At 49.8% G+C, this 13143-nt stretch carries 10 protein-coding genes; 3 read left to right on the forward strand and 7 right to left on the reverse strand.

Annotated features, from left to right (window positions below; genetic code table 11):
• Positions 1 to 47: 47 nt before the first annotated feature.
• From BLT32_RS06330 to BLT32_RS06345, 4 genes are read right to left on the reverse strand one after another with little or no spacing between them, the layout of a single operon-like run.
• Positions 48 to 1319 carry a type IV pilus secretin PilQ gene (locus BLT32_RS06330; RefSeq protein WP_053953399.1) on the reverse strand — a complete coding sequence of 424 codons (1272 nt, stop codon included), beginning with the start codon at positions 1317 to 1319 and terminating at the stop codon, positions 48 to 50.
• On the reverse strand, positions 1316 to 2140 hold the full coding sequence (locus BLT32_RS06335; protein ID WP_053953398.1) for a hypothetical protein: 825 nt from the start codon (positions 2138 to 2140) through the stop codon (positions 1316 to 1318). Before BLT32_RS06335 ends, BLT32_RS06330 begins: the two co-directional genes overlap by 4 nt.
• Positions 2137 to 2655: a hypothetical protein gene (locus tag BLT32_RS06340; protein ID WP_053953397.1), complete on the reverse strand. Its 519-nt coding sequence runs from the start codon at positions 2653 to 2655 to the stop codon at positions 2137 to 2139. Before BLT32_RS06340 ends, BLT32_RS06335 begins: the two co-directional genes overlap by 4 nt.
• Positions 2643 to 3455: a hypothetical protein gene (locus BLT32_RS06345; RefSeq protein ID WP_053953396.1), complete on the reverse strand. Its 813-nt coding sequence runs from the start codon at positions 3453 to 3455 to the stop codon at positions 2643 to 2645. Before BLT32_RS06345 ends, BLT32_RS06340 begins: the two co-directional genes overlap by 13 nt.
• A 154-nt stretch (positions 3456 to 3609) precedes the next feature.
• Between BLT32_RS06345 and BLT32_RS06350 the strand changes: the two genes are divergently transcribed.
• A complete protein-coding gene (locus BLT32_RS06350) occupies positions 3610 to 6060 on the forward strand; it encodes a penicillin-binding protein 1A (protein WP_053953395.1) in 2451 nt (816 codons plus the stop codon).
• Positions 6061 to 6082: 22 nt separating this feature from the next.
• On the opposite strand, the gene BLT32_RS06355 is transcribed toward BLT32_RS06350, so the two are convergent.
• Entirely contained in the window at positions 6083 to 8524 is a 2442-nt protein-coding gene (locus BLT32_RS06355; RefSeq protein WP_053953394.1) for a bifunctional aspartate kinase/homoserine dehydrogenase II, read from the reverse strand.
• Positions 8525 to 8711: 187 nt separating this feature from the next.
• Between BLT32_RS06355 and metJ the strand changes: the two genes are divergently transcribed.
• Complete coding sequence (gene metJ / locus BLT32_RS06360) at positions 8712 to 9035, forward strand: met regulon transcriptional regulator MetJ (protein WP_053953393.1); 324 nt, start codon at positions 8712 to 8714, stop codon at positions 9033 to 9035.
• Here metJ and BLT32_RS06365 read toward each other — a convergent pair.
• The gene (locus BLT32_RS06365) at positions 9032 to 10276 is read right to left on the reverse strand and encodes a malic enzyme-like NAD(P)-binding protein (RefSeq protein WP_053953392.1); all 1245 of its coding nucleotides are present in this window, start codon (positions 10274 to 10276) and stop codon (positions 9032 to 9034) included. The genes metJ and BLT32_RS06365 overlap by 4 nt on opposite strands.
• A gap of 242 nt (positions 10277 to 10518) precedes the next feature.
• Positions 10519 to 10731 carry a 50S ribosomal protein L31 gene (gene rpmE, locus BLT32_RS06370; RefSeq protein WP_053953391.1) on the reverse strand — a complete coding sequence of 71 codons (213 nt, stop codon included), beginning with the start codon at positions 10729 to 10731 and terminating at the stop codon, positions 10519 to 10521.
• A 167-nt stretch (positions 10732 to 10898) separates the two neighbouring features.
• Here rpmE and priA point away from each other — a divergent pair, with 167 nt between their 5' ends.
• The gene (priA, locus tag BLT32_RS06375; RefSeq protein ID WP_053953390.1) at positions 10899 to 13109 is read left to right on the forward strand and encodes a primosomal protein N'; all 2211 of its coding nucleotides are present in this window, start codon (positions 10899 to 10901) and stop codon (positions 13107 to 13109) included.
• Positions 13110 to 13143: the final 34 nt, after the last annotated feature.

Consider the following 13143-nt stretch of genomic DNA (forward strand, 5'->3'; position numbering starts at 1 on the left):
ATTATCTCAACTCGGAGTCACTTTAGCAATAGCCATTGGTAGCCGTGTTAGTTTTGCTGCAGAATCGTTGGTGTGACGAATATCATCAACTCACGTTTCTCTTTGCGTTGCTGCTCATGTGAGAACAGACTACCTAACACTGGAACAGACCCTAAGATGGGGACGCGACTGTCATCATTCAAGCTGTGTTCCTGAAATATTCCGCCAAGTACGATGGTTTCCCCATTGCGAGCCAGCACCCGAGTGGACATTTCCTGGGTATCTATGGCGACAGCGGGGCCGGTGGGCGTTGCGACGGTGTCGCCTCGCGTATTTTGGGTAATGGTTAAGTCCATCAGTACATGATTGTTGGGTGTGATCAATGGCGTCACGCTAAGGCCCATAACTGCTTTTTTAAACTGCACCGCGGTGGCACCGTGCGCTGCGGTTTCAACATAGGGAATCTCCGTGCCTTGTTCAATGTAGGCTGCTTGCTGGTTCGAGGTAAATATTTTCGGGCTGGTAATAATTTCGGCTTTATTTTCCTGCTCTAGTGCGGTGAGCTCTAAGTCGAGCAGAATGTCGTCGCTAAGCCGGGCTAAGTTGGCTGAAAAGGTGCCTGCCGGGTTGGTGACAGGTAAGTCGACGTGCATACCTTTAATAAAACCGGCTCCTTCTTCCGGCACCGACAACCCATAGTTAGAAGCACCCCAGCGTACGCCCAGAGCTTTACTCACGTTGGCTTTAACGGTAACCATGCGCGCTTCAATGAGCACCTGTTGCACCGGAATATCTAGTTTTTCAATGACGCGACGAACCGACTCGATTTGCTCGGGCGTGTCGCGAATAATCAACGTATTGGTGCGTTCGTCGACGCTAACGGCACCGCCTTCCGACAAGAAGCTTTGCTGGTCGTTCTTCAGTAACGCGGCTAAGTCTGCGGCCTTGGCAAAGTTGATGCGCAAAAGAGTAGAGGTACGCTCGTCGTTGTCTTCTTGCTCCTGAGGCTCGGTGGTTACCCACAACAAATCGCCCTGCCGCTTTAAATGCAGGCCGTGTGTACTGACGACGCTTTCAAAGGCATTTCTCCAGGCGACACCGTTCAGTTTTAAGGTCGACTCTCCGCTTATGTCGTTACCAATAAGAATATTCAGTTCATGCTGGTCGGCCAGCAGTTGCAGTAAATGTCGAAGCGGCAGGCCGTCGGTAGACAGCGAAACAGGCTCATTTAGCTGCTGTTCAGACAAAAGTAGCGTCCAGTCTAAGCGACTCGCGCTCACAGAAGATGTGTGGAATAGAAATAAAGAGGCCAGTAGGCAGGTCGTTATAAAATGCTTCATGAAGCGTCACTTTCCTTGTGTATGCGCAATTGTTGAGAATATCTGTGCCAGCAGTCTCCGGACTGCTGCCAGTGAGAAAGGATTAAGCTGTCTGAATGAATTGTGTCGAGTTGGGTGTGTTGTCCTAACCAGTCGCCCTCTAAAGCCGTTACCCACTTCTGGTTTTGGCTTTTAAAAATGGCTTTTCGGTTGGGAGCGGTTTGTATGGCGGTTAACCTTGCATCAGACATTTGGGGCACAATAAAATGAGGCTGTGTGCCGCTAAATGGTTTGTCATAACAGGACAAGGTCGGCACATTAATGGGCTTAAAATGGTTAGCGTATATGGGCTTCTCTAATTGGCTGATGCTGTGCTCGGTTTGCCACCGAAATTGCCACTGGAGTACGCCGTAAACACCACTGTTGATAGCGCCCAGAGCTTCCCAACGCAGGCTTTCTGTCTCCGGAAAATGTGAATATTGTTTGTATTGAGAACGAACAACTTCAGCGACGAACCGCGTTGCTTGTTGGGGTTCGGCTTCAATGGTGACCAGCCAGGTGCTGTCTACAGAGCCAGAGCGTTGGTAGTGAAGGTTAATGGGGTAGCGTTGGACAATATCAGATAACAGCTCATCCACTGGCGCTGACGGACTCAGCATAGCAGGCTCTCCGGCAAGCGCCGGAATGGGGCTGGCTAACTGCTCTGCGTTATCTGAAATAAGCTCACGTAACCGGTGCGACTGATGTGCGGTAAAGAAATAGGCCGACACAGCGCAAAGAATGCAAATAGCAACAAATAAGATTGACCAGAAGCCGATAGCTTTTGTGACCGAGCTTTTCATGACGATGACCTTTCTAGTACAAACAGCACGCGCTTTTCAGGCAGAAGTTGCTGATGCAGGGAGCTGGCAACTTCCGGGTTTTTCCAGTGCGCGTTCAACCAGTTTTTTAAAGCCTCGGTTTGGGCGATACGGTCGTATAATGAGGTCACTTCCAGTCGGCTGTTGCTCAGCTTAATGCTGGCTTCGCCGGACTCGATAGGCAGTTTCTCTAGAAGCCCGGCAAATGCATTCAGTTCATCACTGACACTTTGTTGCCTGCGCAAAAAGGCGTCTCTTTTAACCTGTGCTTGTCGCTGCTTTTCATAAATGTGTTGTTTGTGCTTGCGGCTTTCTAACTGTTGAGACTGCTGCAGAGCTATTTTATTGGCGTTATCTATAATGGGCTGATAACTGACAATAAACTGCGCCGTTAAGGCAATAGCGCCCAGACACAAGCTAACACCAATAAAACTCAGCGCCGGATGCTTAAAAACATGATAGCGGTTGTCTTTGGAAACCAGGTTTAACGATGCCATTGACTGAACCCTCTGAGAGCTAAGCCGACAAGGGCTATTTCGTTGTCTAAGGCGGACACAGTGGGCGCGGGCTCGTCAGCAAACAGCGGTGCGGTAGATAAAGCAATGTGCTTGCTGAAAGACTGGCTCTCACACGTTGTGCGCAATGCGGATTGCGCGACTTTATCGCCAAAGCTGAATAGCCAGTAGTCATCCATATCAGAGACCCGTTGCAGCAACTCAGCAGTGGCCAGTTTCTCGAACCGTTGAAAGCGGCCACTTTCACAATAAATGAGTGTCGACACCTTTTGGCGCAACTCAGCAATAATCCATTTCATGTTCGAGGAAAAGCGAGCACCTTCCGGCCATAAATACGGAATGAGTGTATTGGTGGCGCGAATTATCGAATGGTAAATAGGCTCAATGACTTTGACCGGAATGTTAAGAGGCGCCAAGTCCGATATTAACTGTTGCAGTGCACGCTCCGAACTTATCGCTGCCTCGATTTGACCGCTGTCATGCTGAATAAAGTCGTAAGAAAAACCGGCTTCGTTGTCCATAGTTGAGGGCAGCTGCTGTAAAATACTTTCCTCAACACTGACGGTAGAAGATTCGTTAGACAGCTGCTGGTAATGCACGGCTTGATAGTCTAACGCTGATATTAAGCCACAGCGTTTGAACCGCTGGGTGGTTAATTGGGCGGTCAGTTCGTGGGCAAAGTTCTGAACGGTAAAGCGTCCGTGGCTTCTGTTCAGCTGCAAAATTTTACAATTTTCTTGCTGAATACAGACCGCGATGGGTGTTTGCTCAAGCAGCGACATGAAACAATATCCTTATTGTGTAAAAGCCAGATGCAATCGTAGTGTTCTGAACAAAAATCCGCCATAATATGCGGGTAGGAATTGAACGGTAGGTAGTGTCGGAAAATGCTTATTTTGCCGACAGTTACATTTTAAGTGGTTATGGAGCAGGTCATTGAAGTGGTTTAAAAGGCTACTCTACACAATGTTAATTTGTGTGGTTCTTGGTGGTGCAACAGTTGGTGGACTTTATTTATACGTCAAACCCGAACTGCCTAGTGTCGAAACGCTACGCGATGTTCGTTGGCAGACCCCAATGCAGGTATTTACGGCCGACGGGAAGCTGATCTCGCAATTTGGTGAAAAACGCCGTATTCCGATTAAGCTCGAAGATGTACCTCAGCCACTTATTGATGCCTTCCTGGCGACCGAAGACAGTCGTTTTTACGAACACTTTGGTGTTGACCCTATTGGCGTTATGCGGGCGTTTAGCGTGCTCATAACAACCGGTGAAGTGCAGCAAGGGGCCAGTACCATTACTATGCAGCTGGCGCGCAACTTCTTTTTGACGTTTGAACGCGCGCTCATGCGTAAAATTAAAGAGTCCTTTATTGCTGTGCATATTGAACAGCAACTGAGTAAAGACGAAATTCTGGAGCTTTACTTAAATAAAATCACCTTCGGTCATCGAGCTCACGGTATTGGTGCAGCAGCCCAGGTTTATTACGGTAAAGAGCTGCATGAGTTAACGCTGGCACAAATGGCGACGCTGGCAGGTCTGCCGAAAGCGCCCTCTAACCTAAACCCAATTTCTAATCCACAGGCATCAAAAGAACGCCGCAGAGTTGTGCTGCTGCGTATGCTGGATGAAAACAAAATTACTCGCACGCAATTTGATGAAGCGGCCAATGCACCGGTGACAGCGCGTCGACATGGTGCCGAAGTTACCGTGAGTGCTCCTTACCTGGCAGAAATGGTGCGTCAGGAAATGGTCGACCGTTTTGGTGAAGAAGAGGCTTATACTGGCGGTTACAACGTTTACACAACGGTAAAAAGTGATGTTCAGTTAGCCGCTCGTCAAGCCGTGTGGGATAACCTGCATAGCTACGACGAACGTCACGGTTATCGCGGACCTATCAGTATTCTCTGGTCTGAAGAAGAAGGCCAGGAAGCGTTACCTCAAGAAGAAATAGAGCAGTATTTAGAGCAGCTGAAACGCATTGGCGATGTAACACCTGCTGTTGTTACTGGCGTTGAGGAGCAGACGGCAACTGTGATGGTCAAAGGCGCTGGTGCTGTTACTTTGCCCTGGGAGTCGATGCACTGGGCGCGCGAATACCTTAATGAAGAGCGTCAGGGCGAGCCACCGGAAACCGCATCCGATATTATGCAGCCGGGACATGTTATTTGGTTGCGTACTGTTAATGAACAGTGGCGTTTAGCGCAAATACCCGAGCCGAGTTCAGCAATTGCGTCGCTAAGACCAGACGATGGCGCCGTGGCTGCCGTTGTTGGTGGGTACAGTTTTACTCTGAGCCAATACAACAGGGCTCTGCAGGCCGAGCGTCAGGTGGGCTCGAACATTAAGCCTCTGATTTACTCAGCGGCCTTTGATAAAGGTTTGACGTTAGCGACTTTGGTTAACGATGCGCCCATCAACCAATGGAATCCGGGCTCAGGCATTGCATGGCGTCCGAAGAACTCTCCAGAGGTTTATGAAGGGCCTATTCGTCTGAGAAAGGGTCTGGCGAAGTCTAAAAACGTGGTATCTGTGCGCTTAATTCGTGAGGTCGGTGTTGAGAAAGTTGCCGATCATATTGCTAAGTTTGGTTTAAACAGAGACAACATCCCTGAGAATGAGTCGCTGTCACTGGGCTCGTTATCGATGACCCCAATGGAAGTAGCGCGTGCCTATGCGGTGTTTGCAAATGGCGGTTTTTTGGTTGAGCCGTACTTCATTTCAAAAATTGAAGATATGGATGCGAATACTGTGTATGAAGCTGATCCGGTGCGGGCGTGTTACGACTGCGAAAAACCGGCACCGCAAATTATCAGCGAGCAAAATGCCTTCTTGGTTGAGCAGGCGATGAACTCTGCTGTTTGGGGCGGCGGCAGCTGGCCAAATGGCACCGGCTGGAACGGTACGTCCTGGCGCATTCAGCGCTCGAAGCCTATTACTCAGGAAGTGGGTCGTAACATTGCCGGTAAAACCGGTACCACCAATGACGTGCGAGACACTTGGTTCTCGGGCTTCACCTCGGGCTTGGCGACGACAACCTGGGTTGGCTTTGATGACGTTTCAAGAAAGCTGGGACGCACCAGTAAGCACCCTGAAGTTGACTCTAGCCAACAAGCGATAACAGGCGGTGAAGCCGGCGCAAAAACAGCTTTACCGGGCTGGATACTCTTTATGGAAAAAGCGATTCCTGAATACCCGGCGCGAGAGTTCAGCATACCGCCGGGCGTGGTGAATGTTCGTATCGATTTAGAAACGGGCAAACTGTCGCGTAAAAACGACTATACCTCACGGTTTGAGTACTTTATTAAAGGTACAGAGCCTACGGAGTACGTTCGCGGCGACAGTAACAACGATGATATTTTCGAAGATGAAGGCGGGTTGTTTTAACGCCCGCCTATTGAACCGAAAATTAATGACCGACAGACAGCTTCCCAAGTAGCTGGTTAAGGTCTGACTGCACCCCGCCGGCTGTGACGTGCTTGCCGGCTCCCGGGCCGCTAATTACTAATGGCATTTCCGAATACCAGTCTGTATAAATCACGAAGATATTCTCGCCTGGAATAAGGTTCGCCAGCATATCGCCCTCAGGTATGTATTCAATACCAATGCTTGCCGTGACTTTATTGTCCTGGCTCACCGAAAAGCTGGCCAGTAAGCGGGGGACTTTTGCGTCTTTCGCTGCTTCTTCCAGCATTTGGTTCATAGGTTCATCCATGTCCGTTACTTTATCCATAAACTCAGCCGCAGAAATGTCCCGCAAATGCTCTGGCACCAACGACTGAACCTGTATGTCCTGCCAGTCGAGTTTTAAGCCAATTTCGCGGGCGAGAATAAGCAGTTTTCGGACTAAGTCCTGACAGGAGAGATCCTCGCGTGGATCCGGCTCTGTGTAACCCCGGGTCTTGGCTTCTTTGACTAAGTCACTAAAGTTGACGCCTTTGGTGAAGTTTTCGAACAACCAGGACATTGTGCCGGAGAATATGCCCGAAATACTGCGAATTTCATCGCCTGAGTTACGCAGGTCGTTAATAGCATAGTTAAGCGGAAGCCCGGCGCCAACCGTGGTGTTATAAAGCCACTCGCGTTTGTACTCGTGTTGAATGGTGCGTATTTCGCGGTACAAAGCTTCGTCGGCCGAGCCTGCGCGCTTGTTGGCGCTAATAATGTGCATGCCGTTGGCAAACAAGCTTGGGTACAGTTGCGCTATCTGTTTGGCATCGGTTAAATCAATAACGACAAGTTCGTCATAAGGCGCGTTAGGTAGCTCTCTTAGCAGTTCGGTTAACACATAAGGGCGTGCCAAACGGTCAAAGTCGCTGGCCCACTCACCTAAGTCGACCCCGTTGTAATCCAGCCAAAGCTGGCGTGAGTTAGCAATGCCAATAACCCGTACGTCCATGACTTGGTTAATGCGGTCACGCTGTTGACGGAACAACTCGAGCCAGGCACTGCCAATATTGCCGCGACCAATCACTAAAACACCCAAACTGCGGCGATAGTTAAAGAGCTGGCTGTGCAGGCGGTTAAGCAGTCGGCTGTCGAGTGATTGCTCTAAAATAGCAACGGCAGAATCACCTTTTTCGCTTAGTACGAAGCGACGTACTTTTTGCTCAGACAGTTGCAGTTTGAAGGTCGAAAACTGATCGGTTTCCTGAATACGATTGCCCACAATAGCCAGCATTGAGTAGCCGCGAATTTGTGTAATGGCATCGTTGGCATCGACCTTGTCGAGCCACTCGTTAAGGTAGTCAGCATGGTTTTGATGAAAGACTAAATACTGGATGTGGTTTTCCGGCTCTACCCAGCTGACTAGTGGCGTTAAGTCCAGCTCGTCGAGTTTTTTAACTAGCGCTTTGTCGTGCAGCTGCACTTTAAACAGCAACACTTCAGAAAGCGACGTGAACACTTTGCCGCGAGGCTCGGTGTCGTGGAACTGCCCAATGCGGGTTTTCTGGTTTTCCACTTTCAAACTGGAACGAACGGAAATGACCATGCGGTTACGGTCGACCGGCTGAAAGGTTCTGGGGTGCAGAACCGGACTGCCCAGGCGTGCTAATTCTTCCGCTTCTGTCCAGTCGAGCGTAGGCAAGCTGACAACACGTTCAACTTTACGCGGGTCTGCGGAATAAACCCCGGCGACGTCTTTCCAAATAGTCACTTGTTTTACGTCAAGCAGGCTGCCAACCAAAGTCGCTGAATAGTCACTGCCGTTACGACCTAGCGTTAGGCTTTCGCCATTTAAACCGCGTGCGATAAAGCCAGTGACAATAAAACGAGTACCTGAATGCGGTGCGACACGTTTGAGCAAATTCTCGCGTGATTTTTCGACCTGAATAACGGGTTCAGGGGCATCGGCGGCCAATAAGAAGTCACGGGCATCGATGTAGTCGGCACGTGTACCTTGCTTTTGCAGTAAAGCCGCCAGTAAGCGGGCAGACCAGAGCTCACCGTAAGATAAAAGCTCTGCGTTGTGCGTTATTATTTCTTCGCCGGCCAGCCATTGACGCCAACGAGCAAAGTCCTTGCGTGACTGCTCAAGCAAACGTTCAGCCAAATCACCGCTTAATAACTCTGTAATAAGCCCCTGCTGAAACTGCTCGAGTTGGTCGAGTAAAATAGACGCCGTGTCGCCTGGATTGTCTTTGGCGTTAATAATGGCAAGTATGCGGTTGGTGGTGTCGCCAGCCGCCGAAACCACAACGAGATCACTGGCGCCGGCGTATTCTGTTACAATACGCGCAACGCGGCGGTAACAGAATGCATCTGCTAAGCTGCTGCCGCCAAATTTATGTACTTGCACGCTGTCAGCCACGTTTTGTTTTTCTGCGTCAGTGATCGGTACGTCTGTCATCCCATTTTCCTTAATAACTCTGCGTCTACTGTGGCTTTGGAAAGCGCTATTTCCTTAAGGCTAAAATATTGTGACGCAAATGTCAGCAATTTTTAGCCATCTAGACGGATAAAAATTGACGGGGCGGCTCAGTTGGGTACAATTCAATATAACTTATGTGGTTTTGTTATAACGCAGGGCAAAAATAATGAAGTGGAACGGTGAATACATCTACCCATACGCTGAACATGGTCGTAAGAGCCAACAGGTAAAAAAAGTAACGGTGTCTATTCCGACCCGCGTACTGAAAGTTCTTACGGATGAGCGAACTCGCCGTCAGGTTAACAATTTGCGCCATGCTACCAACAGCGAACTACTGTGTGAGGCCTTTTTACATGCTTTTACGGGGCAGCCGTTACCCACTGACGACGATTTGAAAAAGACGAACCCTGAGAAAATACCAAAAGCGGTGCGAGATGAGCTGGAAAAACGTGGTTTGCCCATCCCCACCGATGACGAATTGGACGATTAATCCATCATATAATTGTCCGGCATATCGATTTTGGCGACGCCGGACTTCACTGCGGCCTCCGCAACTGCGCGGGCGACACGTTGACACAAACGCGGATCAATAGGCTTAGGGATAATGTAATCTCTGCCGAAGGTGAGCGACTTTTCACCCGCACCTTTTAGGACTGACTCAGGTACCTCTTCTTTGGCGAGTTGGCGAATGGCTTCTACCGCCGCTACTTTCATTTCGTCATTAATAGCCGTTGCTCGTACGTCTAACGCCCCACGGAACATGAACGGAAAGCAAAGCACGTTATTCACCTGGTTTGGGTAGTCAGAGCGGCCTGTCCCCATAATAAGGTCATCCCGCGCAGCCATTGCTACTTCAGGTTTAATTTCCGGGTCAGGGTTAGAGCAGGCAAATATCACCGGGTTTGGTGCCATGAGTTTTAACTCTTCCGGGCTTAATAAGTCGGGACCCGACACGCCAACGAAAATATCTGCACCGTCGATAACGTCTTTTAATGTGCGTTTGTCGGTGTTGTTTGCAAATAATTGCTTGTACTCATTTAAGTCGTCGCGACGTGTATGAATAACGCCTTTTGAGTCGAGCATATAAATGTGCTCGCGCTGAGCGCCGCATTTAATCAGCAGCTCCATACAAGCAATAGCGGCAGCGCCGGCACCTAAACAAACAATGCGTGAGTCAGCCAGTTTTTTACCCTGAATTTCCAGTGCGTTGAGCATACCGGCAGCGGTAACAATGGCGGTACCGTGCTGATCATCGTGAAAAACCGGGACATTACAGCGTTCAATAAGCGCTTGTTCAATTTCGAAGCACTCGGGCGCTTTAATATCTTCTAAGTTAATGCCACCGAAGGTGTCGGCAATGTTAGCGACCGTATTGATAAAGTCCTGTGTGGTGCGGTGACTCACCTCAATGTCTATTGAGTCCAGCCCGGCGAAGCGCTTGAACAACAGCGCTTTACCTTCCATAACCGGCTTAGAGGCTAACGGACCTAAGTTACCTAAACCAAGAATAGCGGTGCCGTTGGAAATAACCGCGACCATATTGCCTTTTGCGGTGTAACGATAGGCATTGTCCGGGTCTTGTGCTATTTCTCGCACGGGCTCGGCAACACCTGGGCTGTATGCCAATGCTAAGTCTTTACTGGTTTCAGCGGGGGTGGTGAGCTCAACCGATATTTTTCCGGGGGTTGGGTATTCGTGGTAGTCCAGTGCCTGTTGGCGAAAGTCAGTCATGAGATGCGTTGCCCAATTTGCGTTACTGAGAATAATGACAGTCTATCGCTTCTCAGTGAAGAAACAAATCATACCTCCCGTAAGTTAGCTGGCAGTAAACTTTTAGGGTGGTTAAAAGTACACCGGTTAACTTTTCTTTAACAATGGGCTTTTCAGCGGTATGGGTAATAAAAAAGGCGCTGTTTAGCGCCTTTTCTAATAAATCTACTCTAAAGTAGCGTTTTCTATAGCTTTTCTTAGGCTTATTTCTTGCCCAGAGCGCCAAAACGCTTCTTAAATTTGTCGACACGACCACCAGTGTCCATTACACGTTGCTTACCAGTGTAGAATGGGTGGCACTCTGAACATACGTCAACCAGCAAGTCTTCGGTGCGGGTAGAACGAGTTTCAAATTTATTGCCGCAAGAGCAAGTTACGTTAATTGCTTCGTACTTAGGATGAATACCTTGTTTCATGGGGTTACCTCAGTTATGGGCCGCATCGCCATTCGATCCAAAGCCGAACACCATGCGCAAAAAAACATCAATGATTTAAGAGCCGCGCATTTTATGCGATCAACGGCTTGTGATCAAGCATAATCTATTGCCTTGTATTATCGGTGTCCGCGTTTCAAAATAGAGCCATGACGCAAGCCAATACCAGTGGTGAGCGGCGCTATAAAATTGCGTTGCCACTGCCTCTTAGACAAACTTATGACTACCTGTGCAACAGCCCTGAGCCATTGCCGCAGGGCGTAAGAGTGCGCGTACCTTTCGGGCAACGTCAGCTGGTTGGCTACGTTGTCAGTGAAGCAAATGATCCTGCGCCTGAATTTGAGCTGAAATACATAAAAAACGTGCTCGACTCTAAGCGGTTATGGCCAGACGATGTTTGGCAGCTCGTTAACTGGGCGGCCGATTACTACCATCACTCGTTGGGTGATGCGGCGGCAAACAGTTTGCCGGTGCTGTTGCGAAAAGGCGATGCACCCGAGTATTTAACCGAAACCTTCTACGCGTTAACCGACTTGGGGCTGGCACAGTCCATTAACGACTTGAAAGGGGCAACACGACAACAGCAGGTGTTGGCCGCTCTGAAGCACCAACCGCTGCGGCGCAGTGACTTAAGTGATATTGGCGTAAGCTCGGCGGTGCTCAGAACGTTGCAGGACAAAGGTTGGATAACCGTTCAGGAACGGGCACCGAAGAAGCCGAAAGACTGGCGCAGTCAGCAGACGGTATTGCGTGAGGAAGGTCACTCGCTGAATACCGAGCAGGCTGTGGCGGTATCGACCATTAACCAGCAGCGCAAGCATAGTACGTTGTTGCTGGAGGGGGTTACCGGCAGTGGTAAAACAGAAGTGTATTTACAAGCCATGCAACCGGTGCTGGAACGTGGTGAGCAAGTGTTGGTATTGGTGCCGGAAATTGGCCTGACACCGCAGACCCTGCAGCGCTTTAAAGAGCGCTTCGATGTGCCTGTGGTGATGCTGCACTCTGCCATGAGTGACCGCGAGCGCTTAAATACCTGGCTGGATGCAAAGCATGGCCATGCTGCCATTGTTATTGGCACCCGTTCGGCGGTGTTTACCCCCTGCCAAAAGCTCGGCCTTATTGTTGTGGATGAAGAACATGACTTGTCTTACAAACAGCAGGACGGCTTTCGGTATCATGCGCGGGACTTAGCCACGAAGCGTGCGGCGCTTTTAGACATACCACTGGTATTGGGCAGTGCGACAGCCTCTTTAGAAACGTTAAATAACGCGGTGAGTAAACGTTTCCACTGGCTTAAGTTGGGTCAGCGAGCCGGCGGCGCGGAAATGGTCAAGCACGAGCTTATTGACTTGAAACAGCAACCGGTAAAAGCCGGTATTTCAAAAGCGTTGCAGGAGCAAATTCAAACCGAAATTGAGCGCGGCAACCAGGTGTTACTGTTTCTAAACCGCCGTGGCTTTGCGCCTGCTTTGATGTGTCATGAGTGTGGCTGGCTGGCGCAATGCCACCGTTGTGACGCTTATTACACCGTGCATAAGACTCACCAGCAATTGCAGTGTCACCATTGTGGTAGCCAGCAACGAATACCGCGACAATGCGGTTCGTGTGGTTCGCCGCAGCTTATTTCGCACGGGGTTGGCACCGAGCAGCTGGAACACACATTAAAAGACTTGTTCCCGGGGCGTGGTGTGCTGCGTATTGACCGAGACTCAACACGTCGCAAAGGTCAGCTGGACGAATACCTGCAAAAAGCGACTAATAACGAGTACCCGCTGTTGGTTGGCACGCAAATGCTGGCAAAAGGGCACCATTTCCCTAATGTCACTCTGGTCGCTTTGCTGGATGTCGACGGCGCGCTTTACAGTGCGGACTTTCGGGCTGCGGAACGTCTGGGGCAGCTGTATACCCAGGTCGCCGGGCGTGCCGGGCGAGAGCATAAAGCGGGTAAAGTGGTATTGCAGACCCATCACCCTGAACATGAGCTCATTCAGGACTTGCTCAACAACGGGTATTCGCACTTTGCGTTAACCGCCCTTGCTGAACGTCAGCAAAGTGAGTTACCGCCATTTTCATATTTGGCACTGTTTCGGGCAGAAGCAACCGACCGCGACGCGGTCATACAGGCAATGACTCAAATTCAGCAGTTAATGCCCGACGTAGAAGGGGCTTTTTTATTAGGCCCAATGCCGGCACTAATGGAACGTAAAGCCGGTCGTTACCGGTATCAATTGCTGTTACATTGTCCTTCAAGGAAGCTGCGATTCCAGCTTATTGAGCACTTGCTGCCGCAAATTAACGCCTTGCCGTTATTGAAAAAAGTACGTTGGTCGCTGGATATCGACCCACAAGACTTTAGCTGATTAACGCTTAAGCGGTTTTTTTTATCGGGCGTAG

Origin of the sequence: Idiomarina zobellii (genome assembly GCF_900100855.1) — a bacterium.
Taxonomy (GTDB): domain Bacteria; phylum Pseudomonadota; class Gammaproteobacteria; order Enterobacterales; family Alteromonadaceae; genus Idiomarina; species Idiomarina zobellii.

Bases quoted from the DNA above. Each gene is read 5' to 3' on its own strand.
- BLT32_RS06330 (WP_053953399.1), bottom strand. From the start codon at position 1,319: ATGAAGCATTTTATAACGACCTGCCTACTGGCCTCTTTATTTCTATTC.
- BLT32_RS06335 (WP_053953398.1), bottom strand. From the start codon at position 2,140: ATGAAAAGCTCGGTCACAAAAGCTATCGGCTTCTGGTCAATCTTATTT.
- BLT32_RS06340 (WP_053953397.1), bottom strand. From the start codon at position 2,655: ATGGCATCGTTAAACCTGGTTTCCAAAGACAACCGCTATCATGTTTTT.
- BLT32_RS06345 (WP_053953396.1), bottom strand. From the start codon at position 3,455: ATGTCGCTGCTTGAGCAAACACCCATCGCGGTCTGTATTCAGCAAGAA.
- BLT32_RS06355 (WP_053953394.1), bottom strand. From the start codon at position 8,524: ATGACAGACGTACCGATCACTGACGCAGAAAAACAAAACGTGGCTGAC.
- metJ (WP_053953393.1), top strand. From the start codon at position 8,712: ATGAAGTGGAACGGTGAATACATCTACCCATACGCTGAACATGGTCGT.
- BLT32_RS06365 (WP_053953392.1), bottom strand. From the start codon at position 10,276: ATGACTGACTTTCGCCAACAGGCACTGGACTACCACGAATACCCAACC.
- rpmE (WP_053953391.1), bottom strand. From the start codon at position 10,731: ATGAAACAAGGTATTCATCCTAAGTACGAAGCAATTAACGTAACTTGC.
- priA (WP_053953390.1), top strand. From the start codon at position 10,899: ATGACGCAAGCCAATACCAGTGGTGAGCGGCGCTATAAAATTGCGTTG.